General features: G+C 40.2%; 19 protein-coding genes and 1 tRNA gene. 11 read left to right on the top strand and 9 right to left on the bottom strand.

The annotated features are described in order from the left end of the window. Window positions 1–36 precede the first annotated feature (36 nt). The 3 genes from kynU to ACYVM0_RS14955 form a co-directional block, all read right to left on the bottom strand. Entirely contained in the window at window positions 37–1,314 is a 1,278-nt protein-coding gene (gene kynU, locus ACYVM0_RS14965; protein WP_460558138.1) for a kynureninase, read from the bottom strand. A 98-nt stretch (window positions 1,315–1,412) separates the two neighbouring features. Further along, window positions 1,413–1,829, bottom strand: a complete 417-nt coding sequence (locus ACYVM0_RS14960; protein ID WP_460558137.1) for a RidA family protein — start codon at window positions 1,827–1,829, stop codon at window positions 1,413–1,415. A gap of 90 nt (window positions 1,830–1,919) precedes the next feature. Further along, window positions 1,920–3,377, bottom strand: coding sequence for an aldehyde dehydrogenase (locus ACYVM0_RS14955; protein ID WP_460558136.1), 1,458 nt, complete (start codon window positions 3,375–3,377; stop codon window positions 1,920–1,922). Between the two features lie 143 nt (window positions 3,378–3,520). On the opposite strand from ACYVM0_RS14955, the gene ACYVM0_RS14950 reads away from it, so the two are divergent. From ACYVM0_RS14950 to ACYVM0_RS14940, 3 genes are all read left to right on the top strand, one after another. Further along, window positions 3,521–4,045, top strand: coding sequence for a 3-hydroxyanthranilate 3,4-dioxygenase (locus ACYVM0_RS14950; protein ID WP_460558135.1), 525 nt, complete (start codon window positions 3,521–3,523; stop codon window positions 4,043–4,045). Window positions 4,046–4,125: 80 nt separating this feature from the next. Beyond that, a complete protein-coding gene (locus tag ACYVM0_RS14945) occupies window positions 4,126–4,518 on the top strand; it encodes a GxxExxY protein (RefSeq protein WP_460558134.1) in 393 nt (130 codons plus the stop codon). 66 nt (window positions 4,519–4,584) lie between these two features. Further along, on the top strand, window positions 4,585–5,571 hold the full coding sequence (locus tag ACYVM0_RS14940) for an amidohydrolase family protein (protein ID WP_460558133.1): 987 nt from the start codon (window positions 4,585–4,587) through the stop codon (window positions 5,569–5,571). 69 nt (window positions 5,572–5,640) lie between these two features. On the opposite strand, the gene ACYVM0_RS14935 is transcribed toward ACYVM0_RS14940, so the two are convergent. The 3 genes from ACYVM0_RS14935 to ACYVM0_RS14925 form a co-directional block, all read right to left on the bottom strand. Next, complete coding sequence (locus tag ACYVM0_RS14935) at window positions 5,641–5,988, bottom strand: hypothetical protein (RefSeq protein WP_460558132.1); 348 nt, start codon at window positions 5,986–5,988, stop codon at window positions 5,641–5,643. Further along, window positions 5,981–6,922, bottom strand: coding sequence for a glycerophosphodiester phosphodiesterase family protein (locus ACYVM0_RS14930; RefSeq protein ID WP_460558131.1), 942 nt, complete (start codon window positions 6,920–6,922; stop codon window positions 5,981–5,983). The genes ACYVM0_RS14935 and ACYVM0_RS14930 overlap by 8 nt, the downstream gene beginning before the upstream one ends. 159 nt (window positions 6,923–7,081) lie before the next feature. Then, window positions 7,082–8,182 carry an Mrp/NBP35 family ATP-binding protein gene (locus tag ACYVM0_RS14925; protein WP_460558130.1) on the bottom strand — a complete coding sequence of 367 codons (1,101 nt, stop codon included), beginning with the start codon at window positions 8,180–8,182 and terminating at the stop codon, window positions 7,082–7,084. Between the two features lie 179 nt (window positions 8,183–8,361). On the opposite strand from ACYVM0_RS14925, the gene ACYVM0_RS14920 reads away from it, so the two are divergent. The 3 genes from ACYVM0_RS14920 (at window position 8,362) to ACYVM0_RS14910 (ending at window position 10,101) form a co-directional block, all read left to right on the top strand. Beyond that, entirely contained in the window at window positions 8,362–9,084 is a 723-nt protein-coding gene (locus ACYVM0_RS14920) for a carboxypeptidase-like regulatory domain-containing protein (RefSeq protein WP_460558129.1), read from the top strand. Window positions 9,085–9,211: 127 nt separating this feature from the next. Continuing rightward, on the top strand, window positions 9,212–9,730 hold the full coding sequence (locus ACYVM0_RS14915) for a shikimate kinase (RefSeq protein ID WP_460558128.1): 519 nt from the start codon (window positions 9,212–9,214) through the stop codon (window positions 9,728–9,730). Continuing rightward, window positions 9,727–10,101: a DUF423 domain-containing protein gene (locus tag ACYVM0_RS14910; RefSeq protein WP_460558127.1), complete on the top strand. Its 375-nt coding sequence runs from the start codon at window positions 9,727–9,729 to the stop codon at window positions 10,099–10,101. The genes ACYVM0_RS14915 and ACYVM0_RS14910 overlap by 4 nt, the downstream gene beginning before the upstream one ends. On the opposite strand, the gene ACYVM0_RS14905 is transcribed toward ACYVM0_RS14910, so the two are convergent. After that, window positions 10,085–11,995: a sensor histidine kinase gene (locus tag ACYVM0_RS14905; RefSeq protein ID WP_460558126.1), complete on the bottom strand. Its 1,911-nt coding sequence runs from the start codon at window positions 11,993–11,995 to the stop codon at window positions 10,085–10,087. The genes ACYVM0_RS14910 and ACYVM0_RS14905 overlap by 17 nt on opposite strands. Window positions 11,996–12,097: 102 nt before the next feature. Here ACYVM0_RS14905 and ACYVM0_RS14900 point away from each other — a divergent pair, with 102 nt between their 5' ends. The 5 genes from ACYVM0_RS14900 to ACYVM0_RS14880 all read left to right on the top strand — a co-directional run bounded on the left by ACYVM0_RS14900 (window position 12,098) and on the right by ACYVM0_RS14880 (window position 18,328). Next, on the top strand, window positions 12,098–14,617 hold the full coding sequence (locus ACYVM0_RS14900) for an FtsK/SpoIIIE family DNA translocase (RefSeq protein WP_460558125.1): 2,520 nt from the start codon (window positions 12,098–12,100) through the stop codon (window positions 14,615–14,617). A 73-nt stretch (window positions 14,618–14,690) separates the two neighbouring features. Then, complete coding sequence (gene pth, locus ACYVM0_RS14895; RefSeq protein WP_460558124.1) at window positions 14,691–15,269, top strand: aminoacyl-tRNA hydrolase; 579 nt, start codon at window positions 14,691–14,693, stop codon at window positions 15,267–15,269. A gap of 86 nt (window positions 15,270–15,355) precedes the next feature. Beyond that, window positions 15,356–15,967: a fumarylacetoacetate hydrolase family protein gene (locus ACYVM0_RS14890; protein ID WP_460558123.1), complete on the top strand. Its 612-nt coding sequence runs from the start codon at window positions 15,356–15,358 to the stop codon at window positions 15,965–15,967. A 170-nt stretch (window positions 15,968–16,137) separates the two neighbouring features. Further along, on the top strand, window positions 16,138–18,204 hold the full coding sequence (locus tag ACYVM0_RS14885; protein WP_460558122.1) for an alpha-ketoacid dehydrogenase subunit alpha/beta: 2,067 nt from the start codon (window positions 16,138–16,140) through the stop codon (window positions 18,202–18,204). Window positions 18,205–18,254: 50 nt separating this feature from the next. Further along, window positions 18,255–18,328: transfer RNA gene (locus ACYVM0_RS14880), tRNA-Met, on the top strand. 294 nt (window positions 18,329–18,622) lie between these two features. Here ACYVM0_RS14880 and ACYVM0_RS14875 read toward each other — a convergent pair. Beyond that, window positions 18,623–19,216 carry a phosphatase PAP2 family protein gene (locus tag ACYVM0_RS14875; RefSeq protein ID WP_460558121.1) on the bottom strand — a complete coding sequence of 198 codons (594 nt, stop codon included), beginning with the start codon at window positions 19,214–19,216 and terminating at the stop codon, window positions 18,623–18,625. Between the two features lie 17 nt (window positions 19,217–19,233). Beyond that, window positions 19,234–21,831, bottom strand: coding sequence for a BamA/TamA family outer membrane protein (locus tag ACYVM0_RS14870; protein WP_460558120.1), 2,598 nt, complete (start codon window positions 21,829–21,831; stop codon window positions 19,234–19,236). Window positions 21,832–21,833 lie beyond the last annotated feature (2 nt).

Raw genomic sequence — 21,833 nt, 5'->3', positions numbered from 1 at the left:
ATAATCAATCAGCGAAAAACATAATTCTTATCATGATCAATGTTCCAAAATCGCTTTTACAATTTGCCCGAATGTAAACACATCGCTGAAAGTATTGTACAGGGGCACAGGGGCCACACGAATTACATTCGGCTCTCTCCAGTCTGCCAGCACACCATGTTGTTTTAATGCTTCAAAAACTGCTGTCCCTTTTTTCAGCATCAGCATACTTACCTGACAGCCTTTTTCTTTTTCATCCCGTGGTGTAATTACCTGGATCAACTTTTCTTTTAAACCATTATTTATTTCGTCAATGATAAATAATAAATAGTTGCTTAACAGCTTTCCCTTTGCAATTAAATTATCCATTCCTGCGTCATCAAAAATATCTAATGATGCTTTATGTGCTGCCATGGATAAAATCGGCGCATTGCTCAATTGCCACCCTTCTGCCGTGGGTATGGGTTCAAAACCTTTCTCCATTTTAAAACGGGTGTCTTTGGTATGGCCCCACCAGCCTGCAAAGCGTGGAATGCTTGTATCAGTAATATGTTTCTGATGGATATAAATTCCCGATACGCCACCGGGGCCACTGTTTAAATATTTATAAGAACACCAGCAGGCGAAGTCTGCATTCCAATCGTGGAGGCGGAGCTCTACGTTACCTGCCGCGTGGGCTAAATCAAATCCTGCAACAGCACCCGCGGCATGCGCCGCTGCGGTTATTTTTTGAATATCGAAAAACTGGCCGGTATAATAATTTACGCCACCAAATAAAACCAGCGCCACACTATCACTATGTTGCTTAATCGCTGACAGAATATCTTCTGTGCGTATGGCATATTCACCTGCTCTGGGGCTTATTTCAATTACAGCGTCTTCATAACTAAAGCCATGGTATTTTACCTGCGATTCCATAGCATATTGATCAGAAGGAAATGCTTTTGCTTCGCAGATGATTTTATAACGTTGTTTTGTTGGCCGGTAAAAACTTACCATCAGCAAATGTAAATTCACGGTGAGTTGATTCATTACCACAATTTCTTCCGGTAATGCACCAATGATCTTTGATAATTGAGCGGGAAAGATTTCATGATAAGGCATCCATGGTTTTCTTGCATGAAAATGCCCTTCCACGCCAAAGTTCGCCCAGTCTTCCAGTTCATTCAACACATAATCCTGTGTGGTTTTAGGTTGCAGGCCAAGAGAATTTCCGGTGAAGTAAATGCATTCTTTTCCATTGATGATCGGAATATAAAACTGGTCTCTGAAATGTTTTAAGCCATCATTTTCATCAAGCTGTTGAGCAAAGGCTAAAGTGTTTTCGAATGTCATAAAATATATATCGGGCTAAAGCCTCGTAGTTTTTTACATTGCCTTTAGCTTAAGCCATGGGCAATTGATTTTTATTTTCGCAGGGCTTAGCCCATTGATCAATCTATTGTAGCAATCACTTTTAATTCTATTGCAATCGGTGTGGGTAAACTTTTTACTTCCACTGTTGTTCTGCATGCCTGTACTGTTGTAAAATATTGCGCATACACTTTATTATAAACCGGGAAATCTTTTTTCATGTTAGTTAAAAAAACAGTTACATCAACAATCTTATCCCAGCTGCTGCCACTGGCTTCCAGTACGGCTTTTACATTGGCAAAACATTGATGGCATTCTGCTTCTATATCATACTTTAAAATATTCCCTTCACTATCTGATTCTAATCCGGGAATAGCATTGTCTGTTGCATTCCTGCTACCAATGCCGGAGAGAAATAACAAATTGCCCACTTTTCTTGCGTGGGGATAAGCGCCTAAAGGCTTTGCGGCATCCTGTGTATTAATTATTGTATCCATTTTTCTTAAGGGCCAAAGCCCATGCGTTTTTTGCATTGCCGGGGGCTTAAGCCCCCGGCAAGTGATTATGTAGTAGCGGGGTTTTAGCCCCTAAAACTGTAAACAAATATTTTTTGGCTCAGTAAAAAAGCGTAAAGCTTCCCAGCCACCTTCTCTGCCCACGCCGCTATTTTTCATGCCTCCAAATGGTGTTCTTAAATCTCTTACCAGCCAGCAATTGATCCATATAATTCCTGATTGCACTTTTGCAGCCACCAGGTTTGCTTTACTGATATCCTGCGTCCATATGGTGGCTGCCAATCCATAATGGGTAGCATTGGCTGATTGTAGAGCTTCATCTATTGTTTCAAAAGATTGCAGGGTAACAACTGGTCCAAAAATTTCTTCCATATTAGTTTTACAATCTGGTCCAAGATTTTCAATAACCGTTGGTGCAATAAAGTAACCATTGGCACATCTGCCCTCAACAATAACTGAATTGCCGCCGCATAAAATGGTGCCTCCTTCTTCTTTAGCCAGCGCAATGCAATGCATCACTTTATCAAAATGTACTTTACTTACAATGGCACCTTGTTTGGAATGGTCATCTAAAGGATCTCCAACAGTTAATTTTTTCGCTGCTTCAACAAACGCAGTTTTAAATTTTTCGTAAATACTTTGCTCAATTAATATTCTGCTGCTGCACAAACAAATTTGTCCCTGGTTGCTGAAAGACGAACGCACCGTTTCCTGCAACATCTTTTCCCAATCGCAATCAGCAAAAATAATAGCCGGATTTTTTCCGCCTAATTCTAAAGATAATTTTTTAAACAGGGGCGCAGCAATAGAAGCAATGCGTTCTCCGGCTCTCGTACTTCCGGTAAAGGAGATCGCTTTAATATCGTGGTGCTTTACAATCGCTTCGCCGCAATTGGGCCCATCACCGTGTACAATATTTAAAACACCATCAGGCAGTCCGGCTTCTTTACAAATTCTTGCTAATAGAAATGCCGTCACCGGTGTTACTTCGCTGGGCTTTGCAATTACACAATTGCCTACGGCTAATGCCGGCGCAATCTTCCAGGTAAATAAATATAAAGGTAAATTCCAGGGAGAGATGCAGCCCACAATACCAATGGGATTACGCAATGTGTAATTAATGGCTTTATCTTCCATCGCATGGCTTTCGGCAGCAAAGTGCATAATACCAGTGGCAAAAAAACGAAAGTTATCGGCCGCTCTTTTAATATCCATTCTTTTGCTCAGCCATAATGGTTTGCCGTTGTCATTGGTTTCTGCTACAGCCAATGCTTCAAAATGCGTATCAATGAGGTCTGCAATTTTATTGAGTATAGTAAAACGTTTTTCTGTAGCGGAAATGCTCCATTCAGGCAATGCTTTTTGTGCCGCTTTTACTGCAGCATCAATATCTTTTTTATTGCTGTTGGGTATTTGTCCTACCACTTCACCGGTTGCAGGATTCACATTGTCTAAAAATTCACCGCTTAACGGGCCGATAAAATGTCCGCCGATAAAATTTTCTAAATGATATGGAATGGCAAGGTTCATCTTGTAAAGTTAATAGTTTATAGTTCATGCCCGCCGCAATGAATATTTCTGTTGGAACGAATCTTTCGGGCTGGCGTTAGCATGGGGCTGGTAGTGGAAGATTAGTAAAAAAAATCTAACTTACAACCCTAAAATATAGTGCTATGCCAGTTATTGCGCCTTTCAATTTAAAGAAATGGATTGACGAACACCGGGACCTGCTAAAACCGCCGGTAGGCAATCAATGCATATATAAAGATGCGGAAAATTTTATTGTGATGGTAGTGGGAGGGCCCAATGCCCGTAAGGATTATCATTACAACGAAAGTGAGGAATTGTATTACCAGGTTGAGGGCAATATTGTATTAAAGATCATCGATGAAGGAGTACCTAAAGATATTGCCATTAACGAAGGAGATATGTTTTTATTACCACCCAAAACACCGCACAGTCCGCAACGTGGGCCAAATACCGTTGGCCTGGTAATTGAAAAAGTAAGGGCCACTGAAGCAGATGGTTTTTTATGGTATTGCGAAAACTGCGGCAATAAATTGTATGAAGAATATAAAGTGATCACAAATATTGTAACCCAATTGCCGCCGGTGATGGAAGGCTTTTACAAAGACGAACATAAAAGAACCTGCAGTAAATGTGGCGCCGTGATGGCACCTCCGGTGCGTAAGGGATAAGGGCGGAACGCAGATTTTTATGATGATGATGATTTTCGCAGGTGATTTTAAGATATGATTTTATACCCTAACAAAACTTTATGGCGGATAACTATAAACACAGCGAAATAACAGAGCTGGTGATAAAGGCATTTTATAATGTGTACAATAAATTAGGTTATGGCTTTTTAGAAAAGGTATATGAAAATGCTTTATCAATTGAGTGTAGAAAACTGGGGCTTACTTGTCATCTCCAATGTCCGGTAGAAGTATTTTACGACAGTACACAAGTTGGTTTATATATAGCTGATATGATTGTGAACGGTTTTGTAATTGTAGAAATAAAAGCCGCTTCTGTTATTACGGCAGAACATGAGATTCAGTTAATCAATTATTTAAAAGCCACAGAAATTGAAGTGGGACTTCTTTTGAATTTCGGAAAGAAGCCTGAGTTTAAAAGAAAAGTCTTTTCATCTGAATATAAAGAGTGCTAAACAAATCGTAATAAATCATAACCATCATAAAAATCAGCGTTCTGAATAAAGAACGAAGTTCTTTTCATGAAAATAGACATCCACACACATATAATGCCGGACAAAATGCCTAATTGGGTACAAAAATTCGGCTATGGAGAATTTATACACCTGGAGCACCGCAATTGCAAAGCCTGTATGATGAAAGGCGATAAATTATTCAGGGAAGTAGACAACAATTGTTTTGATGCTGCTTTGCGAATGAAAGAAATGGACGAAACGGATGTAACTGTGCAAGTACTTTCTACCATTCCTGTCTTGTTTAATTACTGGGCAAAGCCCAAAGATGGTTTGGAAACCAGCCGTTTTTTTAATGATCATATCGCAGATACGGTGGCAAAAAATACCCGTCGTTTTATTGGTATCGGTACTGTACCACTGCAGGATATTGACCTGGCGATAAAAGAAATGGAACGTTGCGTTACCGAATTAAAAATGCCCGGGTTAGAGATCGGCAGTAATATCAATGGCGATAATTTATCAGACAAAAAGTTCTTTCCGTTTTACAAAAGAGCTGAAGCATTAGGTTGTGCCTTGTTCATTCATCCCTGGGAAATGATAGGAGAAACACAAATGCAAAAATACTGGCTGCCCTGGCTGGTAGGTATGCCTGCAGAAACTTCCCGTGCCATTTGCTCCATGATATTTGGCGGCGTTTTAGAAAGCTTTCCCCGGTTAAGAGTAGCATTTGCACATGGCGGAGGCAGCTTTCCGTTAACGATCGGAAGAATTGAACACGGCTTTAAAGTACGTCCCGACCTGGTTGCGATTGATAATGCTGTTAACCCAAGAGATTATATTGGTAAATTCTGGATCGATAGTTTAGTGCATGATGAAAAAGCAATGCAGTATATTATTGATGTAATGGGCGAGGACAAAATTTGCCTGGGTAGTGATTATCCTTTTCCATTGGGCGAACATCACCCCGGTAAATTAATTGAAGCCATGCATTTTGAAAATGCGGTAAAAGAAAAAATGTTATTTAAAAATGCGAATGATTGGTTAGGGATATAGAACGCAGATTGTTTTGATATTTAGGATTAAGATAGATTAAATCATAACAGGTCTTCATCATCATACAAATCAGCGTTCCGCTTTTCTTTCCATCAGCAACAAAATAAAAACCAGCGGCATTAAAAGTACCACAGCAGCATCAATAAAATTCAGTTTATCTTCCTGCAATAAATGTATTAAACGACTGCCATGGTTATACAATTGCTGCACCATTAAAGCGCCAAAAAACCACAGGAACCACTTGGGCCTTTTTAATAAACCATACATGCAGATAGTGCAAATGCCAATAAATAAAATATGCCGCCATGCCGGTGTGGCATCAAAGGGTTGCACGGCCCCAACAGTATGATACAACATGGCTGCAAAAGCAAGCCCTGCAAATACCATAAATAAAATATGCCGGGCCTTACTATTCATTAAATAAATTGGGGTAATCAGAAATGATACCATCAACGCCCAGTGCTTTTAAACGGTCAATTTCTTTTTTGTCATTCACCGTCCAGGGAATGATCCTGATGTTTTGGTCATGGCATTTTTTTATCACCGCTTCGGTAGCTAAAACATAGGCAGGACTGTAAATAGTGGGTGTAAATCCTAAAGTAGTAATTTGTTCCTCCAGGGTCCGCTTATCAAAATCTTCAATCAGCATGGCTGTTTTTATAGCGGGATAATGCAGGTGTAAATATTGCAGTGTTCTGAAATCAAAAGATTGAATAATTACAAAATCTTCCATCCCGTTATCCTTTATCACTTTCATTAATAATTCTACAAATTCTGCCGGTGCCGGATGAAAAATATTATCTGTTGCCGGCATTGTTTTAGTCTCAATATTAAAATAAGGGAAGGGCCTTCTCCTGGTCATCATATCTTTTTTCACCGCCTCAAAAACATCCGCCAGTAAGGGTTTTACGGCTTTCATTTTTTGCTGCTGCGGAAAACGGGGGTGTGGTTTCATACCCACATCGTACTTGATGACCGAACTATAATCCATGTTGTACATGTTATAATTCTTTTCTTCTTTTTCAGTTATAAAACTACCATCAGGCGTAGTGGTTATTTCATGATTAAAAAATGGTTCGTGAGAAAGAAAAGCTTTTTTGTCTTTGCTGAAGCAGATATCCATCTCCAGTGTAGTAACGCCCAATCCAATTGCATTCAACATAGCAGGAATGGTATTCTCCGGCATTAAACCACGACAGCCCCTGTGGCCTTCTTTATCAAAAGCCACGGCCGCTGTATTACTGGCAACAGGTTTTTGTGGTTCATTATTCAAAACAGTATTTTTTTTAGATGAATTACAGGAAAGGAAGATTAGGAATAAAGAAAGCGCCAGAGAAAAATATTTTTTCATAAAACATCTGTTGAGGATTGTTTGAAACACAGCGTAGCAAAAACTTTATGTTTTTTGTTGCCACAAATGACACGAATTTTAACTAATAGTGTTTTATTATTCGTGCCGCTTAGTGCCATTAGTAGCAAAACTCATTCACAACGTGAATTTTAAAAAAGATTAGCCCTCTACAATTTCCTGTATCTGCGTAGGTGCAAGGTTGGCATTGCGCATTGCAATACCCCTCACCGCATTACCTGCAAATTCTTCAAAAGCTTTTCTGCTGATAGCATCATCACTCACCATTACCGGAATACCCAGGTCGCCACCTTCACGTATGCTTTGTACAATCGGTATCTGTCCCAGGAAGGTCAGCTCAAATTCTTCTGCTAAATTTTTGCCGCCGTCTTTTCCAAAAATATAATATTTATTGTCAGGCAATTCTGCCGGGGTGAAGTAACTCATATTTTCAACCAAACCAATTACCGGCACTTTTAGTTGTGCCTGCCCAAACATGGCCACGCCTTTTTTAGCATCAGCCAGTGCCACCAATTGCGGTGTGGTAACCACAATTACACCCGTAACCGGAACGGTCTGCACGATGGTTAAATGAATATCACCGGTGCCGGGTGGCATATCAATTACCAGATAATCCAGTTCGCCCCAATCCACATCACTTACAAACTGGCGGATGGCACTGCTCACCATCGGGCCACGCCAAACCACGGCCTGCTTTTCATCGATCAGCAAACCAATGCTCATTATTTTAATACCAAACTTTTCAATCGGCACAATCATGCCTTTACCATTACCATCATCTTTCATCAATGGCCTTTCGCCACGTATGCCAAACATAATGTGCTGGCTGGGGCCGTAAATATCGGCATCCATCAAACCCACTTTAGCACCACCGGCAGCCAATGCCAGTGCAAGATTGGCGCTTACAGTGCTTTTTCCCACGCCGCCTTTGCCGCTCACTACGGCAATAATATTTTTTACACCACTTAAAACAGTCTTGGCATCCTTGCGGTTGCTGCTGGTATTAGCAGTAAAATTCACTGTTATTACTGCCTCCTTATTCACCAGTATTTTTATCGCATTTTCACTAGCCATTCGCATCATGTCCTTCATAGGGCAGGCAGGTGTAGTGAGCACAATGGTAAAAGCAACATTATTACCATCAATTGTAATGTCTTTTACCATGTTTAAGGTAACCAGGTCTTTACCCAGGTCGGGCTCCTGTACATTGCTCAGCGCCTTCAGTATATCCTCTTTTGTCATCGTTCAATTATTTGTTAAAAATCCACCAGAAATGCAAATTTAAACACTCATACCTTTACTTTGTTTATTAATTAAGGAATGTTGTTATTTTTGGGGACAAGCTTTTGTAATGCTATTTGGCTTTATTGGCTTTGTTCCGGCACACCGGGATACAGCATACCAAAATTCAACTATTATTGATGCGTAGATTTTTACCCATATTCTTACTGTGTTGTTTTCTTAAACCTGTGCAATCCAAAGCACAATTTGAAGCGTTTAAAGATTCTGTGGTACAGTTATATGGTATAGTAATGACAGCCGATAGCCTGAAAGGCCTGGAGAGTGTAAGTGTGGTGGTAAAAGGGCAAAACAGGGGTACCATCACCAACGATAAAGGGGTTTTTAGCATCGTGGTACTAAAAGGCGATGAAATTGAATTCAGCAGTGTGGGCTACAAAAACAAATCTATATTTATTCCTAAAGACCTGCCCGGTAACCAGCAAAGTGTTATACAGTTAATGGTAAATGATACCGTATATCTTCCGGCAACAATTATTAAAGCAAGGCCAACCAGGCAGCAGTTTGAAAGAGATTTTTTAAATAACCCCGTGCCCGACGATAATATTGCCATAGCCCGGAAAAATAATGAAGCCGCCACCCGCCGCATACTGGTAGCCAATATGCCATTGGACGGAAGGGAAGCCAGTTCCCAATATTTAAAACAGGCCAGTACCAAAGCCTATTATGCAGGCCAGGTAGCACCTCAGAATATTTTTAATCCTTTTGCATGGGCCGAATTTATTAAGGCATGGAAAAGAGGGGACTTTAAAAAGAAAAGTTCCGGCACATCATCATCTTCTTCTACCTCTACAGCGCCTTCCACTACGCCAACGCCTAATGATATTTATAAGCCGCGGCATTAAACGCACCCCCCAAACCCCCTGAAGGGGGAATTTATCGTAGCAAGATTGAAATGAGAATGTCTGCAAATATCTTAAGCCTGAATTTTTATTCGTGTAAATTTGTGCCATTAGTGGCAAAAAAATCAACATGAGCGATTCGGATAAGTCAGGTGCAAATATTTTTCTTGTGGGCTTTATGGGCAATGGTAAAACACATTGGGGCAAATTATGGGCTGCCGAAAGCGGGCATGAATTTTTTGATCTTGATCATGTAATAGAAAAAGAAGAACAGAAAACAATTGCGGCCATATTTGAACAAAATGGGGAAGCCTACTTTCGTGAAAAAGAAACAGAAACGCTGAAAACATTTGCCAACAAAACCAATTGCATTATTGCCTGTGGCGGTGGTACACCTTGCTTCAATAACAACATGCAATGGATGAATGAACATGGCACTACTGTTTACCTGGCGGCAACACCTGCCGATATTTTTAAACGAGTTATTGGCGAGCAGACTAAACGGCCGCTGATAAAAAATCTTTCTGCCGGTGACCTGATGCGGTTCATCGAAAAAAAATTACAGGAAAGAGCGCCTGTTTACAATACCGCAAAAATAATTTTACCGGTTACTGAAATCAATGCCGCTACCATTAATAGTTTATTATGAAAAAGAATTTTTTAAGTGCCGGTGCTTTACTGGCTGCCGTAGCTGTAATTGGCGGCGCTTTCGGGGCTCATTATTTAAAAACAAAATTATCAGCAGAAAGCCTGCAGACTTTTGAAACGGGTATCCGCTACCAGTTTTATCATGCACTGGCATTGCTTGCTGCCGGTATCGTATATAAAGAGTTTCCCGGTAAGCAGGTGCAATGGGCAGGTAATCTTTTTATTGCAGGAATCGTTTTGTTTTCCGGCTCCCTGTATATTCTATGTGCAGCACCGTCAATGAAATGGTTAGGCCCCGTTACACCTTTGGGTGGCTTATGTTTTATTTCGGGCTGGTTGTTGCTTGCACTTGCATTTATGAAGAAAAATTAAAATCGTTGATCACCCGGTGCAATGTAATTAATGTGCCATTGTTATTTTCAATTGAAAAATTGATACCGATATCTTCCATCCTTTTTTTCATGTTCTTCAGGCCGTTACCAAACTGGCGCAGTTTATCAAAATCAATGCCGGTGCCATTATCCTGTATAAATAGTTTAAGGCCATCGCTTACCTGCTGTAATGTAATAGTAACTTCTGTGGCACGGGAGTGTTTTAATACATTGTTCAAAGCTTCTTTCACCACTAAAAAAACATTTCTTCTTATCTCTCCGCTTACCACAATATTGGGCAGGTCTTCGGGAATGCTGATACGGCAATTAACACCGGAGTCCTCAAAATATTCCAGCGAATAACTACGGATATAAGCCACCATATTGCCCAGCGAATCGTTGCTGCTGCTCATACTCCAGATGATGGCATTCATTTTATTCAGCAACTCATTGGCCGAGGAAGATATCTTTTCAATTTCAGGAATAGAGGTATTGTCGCCAATGCGGCTCTTGGCCAGCTCGCTGTATAATCTTATCGTGGTCATACCGGCGCCAAGGTCATCATGCATATCAGCACTGATACGGTTACGTTCTTCCTGCTGCGCTTTAATAATGGCTATCTGCTTTTCAAAATCTTTTTTCTCTACATCTAATTTCAATGATTCCTGTTCCTGTATCCGCTCTACCAGTTCACGCCGGTTTTTATAGGTGAGGCCTAAAAGAAAAAAGGACATTGCAAATACCAATGCTATATCATGGTAGAATAAAGCGTGAAAAAATATCGATTTAGGCGGCATTCCCATCAGGATGATGGTAAGAGAAACTATATTGAAGAAAATGGCAAATGCACTGCCAAGTGCTAAATAAACAATTAACCTTTGCTTTTGCTTAAAGGCAATAATGATAAATACAATACCAATACTCAGTACAATAAATTTCATCAGGTTCTCCAGCATGGCTTCAACCAGGTACCACTCAGTTAAGTAATGGGTAATAGTGAAAGTCAGTAAAAGAATTATCAAAAGCCATTCTTCTATCCTGAAAACCTTATCCAGTATGGTGTAATTGGTTTTTGTATTTAGAAAATGACGGGAAAAAGCCAGGTAAAAAACATTGCCCATAATAAGCAGGCAAACATCCAGGTAGCCATTTAAAAAGGCAGGAAAACTACCCCAGGTGCCGCCGGTAAGGGCATACAGCAACACCAGTAAAAACATCAGCAATGCATAACCAAAATAGTACAAAAATTCTTTTTTCCTGTTCAGTATATAATTCACCATTATAAAGAGCAGCATCAGAAACAACATGCCACTCATCAGGAAACCAAAGCTTACAATGCCTGATGATCTGCTGCGGGCAACAGACAGGTAAGTAGACCAGTAATGCAGTTGTATTAATTGGGGCCTCAGGTAATTAAAATCGTGCCGGCAAAAATCAAGTTTAATAAAAAAAACTTTTTTTTCACCTGGCCCTAATACCAGGTTGCAGACCCCGTTTTTTGAACCATTGCCAGCATATTTTAAATTGCCCGCTGCCGTTTGTTCATAAAAAAGTATTTTATCAAATAATGAACCGGGGAAAAATGAAACCGTGTCTCTCACTTTGCTACTATTGTTTACGCCGATCTGCATATAGGCAAAAGTGGATACCAGCCTGCCCGGAATATGTTTCTGATCGATAAAGCTATACCGGGCAAATGGTAAAAATTTTTGTTGCGGTAAATTTTCAATGCCGGCAATATTGGTACTGTCAAAAAAAAGCAGGGTTTTATCAACTGCCAGTACAGAGTCCCTGATGAGTGCAATATCTATATAATTACTGTCGGGGATTGTTTGACCAATGCCTGAAAATTGTAGTAGAATAAAAAGGGCCAGAAATGAATGTTTCTTAAGCATCCGCTAGTTTATAACCAAACCTACAATTTTTTTTAATATAAATAACAGGTTTGGCTGCTTTGCTTTGGTATGCAGTAATGGTTTTCTTTATCTTTGTTGCTAATGGCAACTAAAACAAAATCTGTAAAAACAAAAGCCGAAAAGCCTGAACAGTTGAAACAGGAGAAGGAAGAAACAGTGGAAGTAAAGCAACTGCTTAAGGATGAACGTACGCACAAAATTGCCGGTAGTATTTTACTGCTGACAGCTATACTGCTTTTTGTGGCTTTTACATCTTATTTATTTACCTGGGCCGAAGACCAGGATAAGTTCAGCTATCGCATGTTGCTGGCCAACGATATTAAAGTGCAAAATCTGCTGGGCACGCTGGGAGCCTTTCTTTCAGAAATTTTTATCCGCAAAGGTTTTGGAGTAGCCGGTTACCTGGTGTGCACTTTCTTTTTTGTAATGGGCGTAAATCTTTTTTTTTGCAAGAAAGTATTTTCCGTTTCCCGGAACATTAAATATTTAATAGTTGGCTTGCCGGTAATAAGTGTGGCTACGGCAGTTATTTTTAACGGGCAGCCTTTTCCCTGGGGCGGTGCAGCGGGGGATATGATAAAAGAATGGTTGTATAAAACCGTTGGCCAGGTGGGAACGATAGGCGTTTTGGTGGTAGCCGTATTATCCTACATTATCTGGCGTTTTAACCCCGTGTTTAAACTGCCTTCAAAAAAAGACCTTATACCTGCAGATAATATTGTGGTACCTGCAGCAGAATCCATTGCAGAAACTGTGGAGTGGCCGGTAGATGAAACTACCACCAACGCCACCGCTAAAATAAATGCGTTAAAAGGCGAAGGCAATGTTTTAATTACTCCGCCACAGGATAATACTACGCTGAACCATGAAATTACGTTGATAGAAAAAGATGAACCCGTAATTGAAGAAGAAGAAAATGAAGAAGCAACAAAAGAAGAATTGGTTTTACCGATAGAAGAAATTATAAAACCTGTTGCGGTAACGCCTAAAATAAAAGATAACAATATTGAACCGCTGGAACTGGAAATTAAAACAGTACCTGATAAAATTGTGGAAGAAGAGGCAGCGCCGGTAAATCCCAAATTGCCGAATGCAAAACCTTACGACCCGATTTTAGATCTTCGTGACTATAAATATCCTACACTTGATCTGCTGGAAAATCATGGCAGCGATAAAATTGTACAGGATAATTCTGAGCTGGAAAATAATAAAAACCAGATCATCAATACCCTTAAAAACTACGATATACAGATCCAGAAAATTTCCGCCACTGTGGGGCCAACAGTTACATTGTATGAAATTATTCCTGCCGCAGGGGTACGTATTTCAAGAATTAAAAACCTGGAAGATGATATTGCATTAAGCCTTGCGGCATTGGGTATACGCATTATTGCACCCATACCCGGTAAAGGTACTATTGGTATTGAAGTGCCGAATGCAAAAAAATCAGTGGTTAGTATGAAGACCTTATTGTCTTCAGAAAAATTTCAGCACAATAATTTTTCTCTGCCTATTGCTATTGGCAAAAAGATCGATAATGAAAATTTTATTGTTGACCTGGCCAGCATGCCGCACTTGTTAATGGCCGGTGCCACCGGGCAGGGAAAGTCGGTAGGATTGAATGCCATACTGGTGTCGCTGTTGTATAAAAAACATCCATCGCAATTAAAATTTGTATTGGTTGATCCTAAGAAGGTGGAGTTGAGTATTTATAAGGCGATAGAAAAACACTTCCTGGCAAAACTGCCCGGTGAAGAAGATGCGATCATCACCGATACCAAAAAAGTGGTACATACATTAAATGCCCTGTGTATTGAAATGGATAACCGCTACGACCTGTTAAAAGAAGCCGGTTGCAGAAATATTCGTGAATACAACGAAAAATTTGCGGCCCGTAAACTCAATCCCGAAAAAGGCCACCAGTTTTTACCCTTTATAGTATTGGTGGTGGATGAATTTGCAGATCTTATAATGACAGCGGGTAAAGAAGTGGAAATGCCGATTGCCCGTTTGGCGCAGCTGGCCAGGGCGGTAGGTATTCATTTAATTATTGCTACGCAAAGGCCTTCAGTAAATATTATTACGGGTACTATTAAAGCCAACTTCCCTGCCCGTATTGCTTTTAAAGTAAGTAGTAAAATTGATAGCCGTACTATTTTAGATGCAGGTGGTGCAGAACAGTTAATTGGTAAAGGTGATATGCTGATCAGTTATAATGGCGAATTAGTGCGTTTGCAATGCGCCTTTGTTGATACACCGGAAGTAGACAAAATTGTTGACTTCATTGGTGAGCAACGTGGCTATCCGCAGGCATTTTTATTACCCGAGTACATTGATGAAAAAGAACTGGAAGCGAAAGGTGCCGATCTTACAGACAGGGATTCTTTATTTGAAGATGCGGCAAGATTAATTGTGGCCAGCCAGGTAGGAAGTACCTCGCTGTTGCAACGCCGGATGAAATTGGGTTATAACAGGGCAGGCCGTTTGATGGATCAGCTGGAAGCCGCCGGCGTTGTTGGTATGAACCAGGGAAGTAAGGCCCGGGACGTTTTAATTAAAACAGAAGCTGATCTGCAGCAAATATTTGATACACTAATTTGAGAACGTGAGGGGTGAATGGTCAATAAAACAGGCTGCACTATTCACTATTCACCATTCACTATTCACCATTCACATGTCTAAATTCTTAATCGTTGGTCTTGGTAATATAGGTGCTGAATATGCCAATACCCGTCATAACATCGGGTTTGATGTAGTGCATGCCTTTGTAAAAAAACACGGCGGCAATTTTGAAGTAGGCAGGTTAGCGTATGTTGCTACAGTAAAGTGGAAAGGGAAAGTAATTGTATGTATTTGTCCCACCACTTACATGAACCTTAGCGGTAAAGCCTTTAAATACTGGCTGGATAAAGAAAAAATTGCCATTGAAAATACCCTTACTATTGTAGACGATGTGGCATTGCCATTAGATAAAATACGTTTGCGGCCTGCAGGTAGCGCCGGGGGCCACAATGGATTAAAAGATATACAGGCTGTTTTAGGCACTGATGTGTACCCTAAATTACGGTTTGGCGTAGGTAATAATTATCCCAAGGGTATGCAGGCCGATTTTGTATTGGGTAAATGGCTCAAAGCTGAAGAACCCACCATTTTACTGAAGATAGAAAAGTGTATTGATATTATAGAAAGTTTTATTGCATCGGGTATTGATCAAACTATGAGTGCCTATAATAACCTCTCTGTAAAACCATAACTGGTGTCATTGCTACACATTGTTGTTTTTTATATGCTATTTGCCTATATTCGCTCTTGAAACCTATCCCTCTAAAAAAGCACTAAATGAAGATAATTTGTGTAGGCCGCAATTATGCGGACCACGCCAAGGAACTTGGCAACGACATACCCGAGGAGCCGGTAATATTTATGAAGCCGAAAAGTGCATTGCTGCAGAGCCATACACCTTTCTACTACCCGGAATTCAGCAACGAACTGCATTATGAATGTGAGTTGGTTTTACGTGTTTGCAAAAACGGTAAGTACATCCAGGAAAGGCATGCTTCCAATTATTATAATGGTATTACTGTTGGTATTGATTTTACAGCCCGTGATATACAGGATGAATTAAAAAAGAAAGGCCTGCCATGGGAAAAAGCAAAAGCATTTGATAATTCTGCTGCGGTAGGAAAATTTATCGATGTTACACCGGCTATGAACCGTAAGAACATCAACTTTACTTTTTATAAAAATAAAGAACTGGTGCAAACGGGTAATTCGGGTAATATGATATTCAGTATCGATTCTTTGATTTCTCATATCTCCAATTATTTTTCTTTAAACATCGGCGACCTGATCTTTACCGGTACACCCGCCGGTGTGGGGGAGTGTGTGGTGGGGGATGTGCTGGAAGCATTTTTGGAAAAAGATAATTTGTTGACGGTAGAAGTGAAATAAAACACAGTAAAATAATTTGAAAAGATCGCAATTACATTGCGATTTTTTTTTTTGCCACGAATTACGCAGATTTACACGAATTTTTTATGTTTTGTTTTAGTAGTCAATTGTATTTATCTGTGTAAATCCGTGTAATCCGTGGCTAACCAAAATTATTTTACATTTGACCAATGATTGCCACCGAAATTTTATTAAAAGCCTACCGACTAATGTGCACTGCCAATGCCATGGCAGCAACTTATGAAGCTAACCGGCCTGTCTGCAAATATGTACACTCCACATCAAGAGGACACGAAGCCATACAACTGGCTGCAGCATTTCAGTTATTGCCCTGCGATTATGTAAGCCCTTATTACCGTGATGAAAGCATGTTGCTGGGTTTAGGTTTTACGCCGTACCAGATGATGCTGCAGTTGCTGGCCAAAGGCAATGATATATTTACAGGCGGCCGGGAATATTATTCGCATCCCAATTACCGTGGTGCTGATAAACCCGGTATTATTCACCAGAGCAGCGCAACCGGTATGCAGGCCATACCCACCACGGGCATTGCACAGGGTATTAAATATTGGGAGCAGTTAAGAGCTGATAGTTCAACGTTGATAGAAAGCGATAAGCTACCGGTTGTTATTTGTTCATTAGGCGATGCTTCGGTTACAGAAGGAGAGGTAAGTGAGGCTTTTCAGTTTGCGGCCTTACACCAGTTGCCCATTATTTACCTGGTACAGGATAATGGGTGGGGCATCAGCGTAACATCAGATGAAGCCCGGACCACCAACGCCAGTGAAATGGTAAAAGGTTTAAAAGGCATCAGCAGGATCAGTATTGATGGCAGCGATTTTTTGCAGAGTTATGAGGTAATGAAAAATGTAGTGGAAGAAGTGCGGAGAGAAAGGCATCCTTTTTTGGTACATGCTAAAGTGCCTCTGCTGGGACATCATACCAGCGGTGTGCGAAAAGAATTTTACAGAACAGAAGAAGACCTGGCTAAACATACTGTTGATGATCCCGGGCCAAAACTCAGGAAAAAATTAATGGAGCTTGGTGTTACTGAAGAAGAATTGATTCAAATAGAAAATGAAACTGCTGCTGTTGTTGCCAATGATTTTAATGCCGCTGTTGCAGCCCCGGAACCTGACCCTTCAACAGTAAGTGATTTTGTTTTTGTACCTACACCGGTTACGCAGGAAAAAGGAGAACGGTCACCCGTTGGTAAAGAAAAAATATTAATGGTAGATGCCGGCTTGTTTGCCATCAGGGAAATTATGGAACAATATCCCGAAGCACTTTTGTACGGGCAGGATGTAGGACGTAGGCTGGGAGGGGTTTTCAGGGAAGCGGCAACATTGGCCGAACAGTTTGGCGATCACCGTGTTTTTAATACTGCCATACAGGAAGCGTATATCATTGGCAGTACTGCAGGCATGAGTGCAGTGGGTTTAAAACCAATAGTAGAAGTACAATTTGCCGACTATATTTACCCCGGATTAAATCAACTGGTTACTGAGATCAGCAAGAGTTGTTATCTGAGTTGTGGCAAATTTCCGGTACAAACATTACTTCGTGTACCCATTGGCGCTTATGGCGGTGGCGGGCCTTATCATAGTGGCAGTATTGAAACTACATTGCTTTCTGTAAAAGGAATTAAAATTGTATACCCTTCCAATGCTGCAGATATGAAAGGATTGATGAAAGCCGCTTTTCTTGATCCCAACCCGGTGGTAATGCTGGAGCATAAAGGTTTATACTGGAGTAAAGTGCCCGGTACCGAAGAGGCAAAAACTGTTGAACCTTCAGCTGATTATATTATTCCGCTGGGCAAAGGGAATGTTGTATTACAGGCCAGTAACGATTGTATAGAAGAGGGAGAAAGCTGCTGTGTGATCACTTACGGCATGGGAGTGTACTGGGCCAGGGCCGCTGCGAAAAACTATAGCGGCAAGGTTGAAGTGATCGACTTAAGAACCTTATTCCCTTTGGATGAAGAACTGATTTTTACTACGGTAAAAAAACATGGTAAATGTTTAATTGTAACCGAAGAGCAACAAAATAATTCTTTTGCAGAAGCTTTGGCAGGCAGAATAAGTAAAGCCTGTTTTAAATACCTGGATGCCCCGGTTGAAGTGCTGGGGGCCCTCAATTTACCTGCAGTACCAATGAATATTGCCCTGGAAAAGGAGATGTTGCCCAATGCAGATAAGGTTTCTGCCAGATTAGGACAACTTTTAAGTACTTAACCTTTTCCCTTTTGGTAAAATGCCTTACATTTGCAGCCCGTAAAACGGATGTCGGGGTAGCTCAGCTGGTTAGAGCATCGGATTCATAACCCGAAGGTCGGCAGTTCAAGTCTGCTCCCCGATACAGTACAGGAGTTTTCAATATTATTTTGAAAACTCCTTTTTTATTTTCCTTATAACCTGGTGAAATTGAAGGTGCTGATTCAATAAACTGCCTTCCGGTGCGGCTATTATCGCTGTAATAATTATCGGCTGTAATGGTATAAAATCAGGGAAATTGTAAGGTTTATGTTGTTTATCTCACAGAAATTTCAATGAATTATATATTGTGCTCTTCATTGTTGTCTTTCTTTTGGCATACCATGATAAGCAGAGCGATGAATGAAATGTTGCGGATATCTTTCAGCGGGCAATAATGCTATTTTGTGGAGGGAAATATCTTTTTGTTTAACCAATGACATAAGTAAGCGCTTCCGATTCCTACAGCAGCACCTGCAATTACATCGGTTGGGTAGTGCACGCCCAGGTAAATTCGTGAATATCCTACACTGCCTGCGTACGCATAAGCAGGTACCACCACATACCATTTTTTACATTCTATGGATAAACTTGCAGCTGTTGCAAATACCAGTGAGGTGTGGCCTGAAGGAAATGAACGGCCGGTAACATTCCTGTAGGGAAAAATTTCGGCAGGATAAGATTCTGCCGGACGTTTCCTGTTAAATCCCTCTTTCATTAATTCTGAAATTATAAGCTCCATTGTGATGCTGCCCAAAATACGATACCCCTTCCTCCTGGCCTTGATGTCATCTTTTATAATGCCTTTTGTTAAAAAATAAATTGGAGCAGCGGCACTGAGAAAATAAGCAGAACCGCTCATGGCTTTCCAATATGTGCTATGAGGGTTTTCTGGATTAATGCTTTTTGCATTATTGATATCCCAATTTTGTGCATCAATTGTAAAAACAATACTCATTATAAGTATAGCTATTAACCCTATTCGTTTCTTCAATGATTGTGTTTTAGTTTTTAAAATAAAAAACCTGTTCTGATTGTAAATACATTTACTTCCTTTGACGATGCATAAAATATATTTATCGCCAGTTTATTGTAGGGAATAAAATAAATACCTCCTCCATAGTCTGTATGCAGTTCGTCGGACTTATCATCTTTTATCCAAATTCTTCCGTCATCAAAAAATGCATAGACACCTATTTTACCTCGTATTACGTAGCCTTTTAAATCCGCCAGTTGTAATCTGGCATCAGTGTTTTGAAAAAAGCTGGTTCGGCCGGTAAACCTTGTTCTCCAGTAGCCTCTCATATTCTCATGTCCGCCAATGGTATTGGCCTGGTAAAACTCATACTCACCAATATTTGTAGCGGCGCCCGTACGATGGGCAAAGGTAAGTTTTTTAAATGGCGTATAATAAAAAGTAAAACCGGATTGCAGGTTGGTAAAACTTCTTTTGCTCTCTTTTAAATTGAGTAACCATTTTGCAGTGGCATCATAAATAACACCTTTTGTAGGATATTTTGAGTTATTGCTATTATTAAAAACGAAGCCAAGATGAGCACCTCCAAAATATTTTGTAGTAAAAACGCCCGGATCAAGTGATGCATCCCGGGAACTAATAAACTTATTATCAGCAGTTTTTATTTTTACTGTATTAAACAGTAACCCGGTCTGGAGAGTAATATTTTTCCAGGAACGGCTTACTCCGGGAGAAAAATAAATTCCTTTTTGCCTTACCCGGTAATAAGATTTTTCACTGGTATTTAATTTTGTGTCGTTACCCAGTCCATAGTAATTCAACACATAAGCAGGCGCATAATAATCAGCAGCTATATCAAAATCCCATTTACCAATTGCCTTTCTGAATTTTCCTTTGTAAAACAAACTGTATGCTCCGGTTGATGCAGCATAGTTACCGCCAATACTTTGCATCCATCCAAAAGGATTTTTATTCCACTGTTGTTTTTTGTAAATAACTGTTGCCCCAATTACAAATCCATCATCAGGATTATACCCGGGAGTGAGTAGCGGAACCCACCAATCGTATTTGAAAGACTTGCGATTATAATTCGTTACGGAAGTATCAATAGTAGCATTGTATTTGTAAGTACCTGATGGTTTAGGTTTGTCAGAAGGCGCATCATAGATTTTTGTTTTTTTGCCTTGCCCATTTGCTCCTGCTTTCGAGAGATAAATATCAGTACCTTCTCCCCCGAGTACATGAACACGGATTTTATTTTTTGTACGGCCTTCAAATATGAATTGATCATTTTCTCCCAAACCATACAGGTTTATTTCTTTACTAGTGTTGTGATCAAATACCCGGTGAAAAATAGTTTTGCCTGCTGCTCTATTTTTATTTAAATCCTGTATTGTGATTTCTGTGGCATTTTCAGACACTTTATTTATGGTGAATAATTCCGCTTCGTCAGAACCGGTAATAGTTACTTCCCTGTTTAATATCTTATAATAGCGCATGCCGAATTGCAGCATATTATCACGTCGCTCTTTTAGCCGCCGGTAAATAAAATCGCCTGAAAGTTTAAATATCTCAGGCGGCATCTGCTTTACCGCATTTAATATTACTGAATCAGAAAGCAATTGTTGCACAGTGGTTATTGTTTGTATCCAGTCATCTTCGGTAAGTGCTGTTGTAAATTTTTTATCAATCACTTTTGCTGATAGATTGGTACCGATAACATCTTTTACAGTAGGGTCCATATTCTGAACACTTCTGAGTGCCCACGGTCTGGATAAAAAATACAGACTTATACCATCGGTTTTAGAAAATGCCTGGTCCCTGTCTCTTGCAAATGGTTCGTATATTGTTTTGCCATCCTTTTTTTTACCTGCCCAAATCCACTGATCTTCATGCCTGTCCCAGTCATTGATCAGCATATCTAAAAACCTCACTTTTAAAAATTCTTTCTGATCCACTGATTTATTATTCGTTGCTGATAATTTAGTAAATAATTTTTCTGAATTAGTAATATCATCGGCGTACCCTGTAAGTGACGTATTTTCCCAGCCATCTCCCGAAGGTCTTTCTTCAAAGAGGCAAAGTTTATCGGCAAAATCTTCCCGGAATTCTCCGAGCCTTGTATTATCTGTTACAAATACAATAACCGGATTGGTGTGTAAAATTTCGATACCCTCAGCTAATTTTGCGATCACGATAGGGCCAAAGGGGTGAGCAGTTGATACCTGGTCATTTACCAGGTCATTTACAAAACTGCCTTTAAATGCTTCAGGGATCAATGCATCCAGGCTTTTATCAATAGTACGTAATACATATTCTCTGCCATTCTTTCCCATCAGGCGCAGTGTTTTTGTCTCATGTCCTCCGCCTCTCTTCAAAGCGGTTAAACCTCCTGCAGTGGTATCCATGTTGAAAACAGGAAAACTTACTGCTGTCATCCATTCCTCACGCCAATGCTTACCCCACCAGAATTCTTTCCAATGAGACGCTTTGTATTGAGCGCCTGCAGCCATTGAAACATACTTTACTCCTGCAGAATCAAAAAATGTAATGCTTTTATTTTGTGAAAAGCCGGAAAGAGGGAAATACAACATCCCGATGCAAATGGCGCAAGCTATAAAAATCCGTTTCATTG

Source organism: Ferruginibacter profundus (assembly GCF_054783275.1).
This window is presented reverse-complemented; position numbering and strand designations above follow the sequence as displayed.

Coding starts and splice junctions, on each gene's coding strand:
- kynU (WP_460558138.1), bottom strand. CDS start 1,314: ATGACATTCGAAAACACTTTAGCCTTTGCTCAACAGCTTGATGAAAAT.
- ACYVM0_RS14960 (WP_460558137.1), bottom strand. CDS start 1,829: ATGGATACAATAATTAATACACAGGATGCCGCAAAGCCTTTAGGCGCT.
- ACYVM0_RS14955 (WP_460558136.1), bottom strand. CDS start 3,377: ATGAACCTTGCCATTCCATATCATTTAGAAAATTTTATCGGCGGACAT.
- ACYVM0_RS14950 (WP_460558135.1), top strand. CDS start 3,521: ATGCCAGTTATTGCGCCTTTCAATTTAAAGAAATGGATTGACGAACAC.
- ACYVM0_RS14945 (WP_460558134.1), top strand. CDS start 4,126: ATGGCGGATAACTATAAACACAGCGAAATAACAGAGCTGGTGATAAAG.
- ACYVM0_RS14940 (WP_460558133.1), top strand. CDS start 4,585: ATGAAAATAGACATCCACACACATATAATGCCGGACAAAATGCCTAAT.
- ACYVM0_RS14935 (WP_460558132.1), bottom strand. CDS start 5,988: ATGAATAGTAAGGCCCGGCATATTTTATTTATGGTATTTGCAGGGCTT.
- ACYVM0_RS14930 (WP_460558131.1), bottom strand. CDS start 6,922: ATGAAAAAATATTTTTCTCTGGCGCTTTCTTTATTCCTAATCTTCCTT.
- ACYVM0_RS14925 (WP_460558130.1), bottom strand. CDS start 8,182: ATGACAAAAGAGGATATACTGAAGGCGCTGAGCAATGTACAGGAGCCC.
- ACYVM0_RS14920 (WP_460558129.1), top strand. CDS start 8,362: ATGCGTAGATTTTTACCCATATTCTTACTGTGTTGTTTTCTTAAACCT.
- ACYVM0_RS14915 (WP_460558128.1), top strand. CDS start 9,212: ATGAGCGATTCGGATAAGTCAGGTGCAAATATTTTTCTTGTGGGCTTT.
- ACYVM0_RS14910 (WP_460558127.1), top strand. CDS start 9,727: ATGAAAAAGAATTTTTTAAGTGCCGGTGCTTTACTGGCTGCCGTAGCT.
- ACYVM0_RS14905 (WP_460558126.1), bottom strand. CDS start 11,995: ATGCTTAAGAAACATTCATTTCTGGCCCTTTTTATTCTACTACAATTT.
- ACYVM0_RS14900 (WP_460558125.1), top strand. CDS start 12,098: ATGGCAACTAAAACAAAATCTGTAAAAACAAAAGCCGAAAAGCCTGAA.
- pth (WP_460558124.1), top strand. CDS start 14,691: ATGTCTAAATTCTTAATCGTTGGTCTTGGTAATATAGGTGCTGAATAT.
- ACYVM0_RS14890 (WP_460558123.1), top strand. CDS start 15,356: ATGAAGATAATTTGTGTAGGCCGCAATTATGCGGACCACGCCAAGGAA.
- ACYVM0_RS14885 (WP_460558122.1), top strand. CDS start 16,138: ATGATTGCCACCGAAATTTTATTAAAAGCCTACCGACTAATGTGCACT.
- ACYVM0_RS14870 (WP_460558120.1), bottom strand. CDS start 21,831: ATGAAACGGATTTTTATAGCTTGCGCCATTTGCATCGGGATGTTGTAT.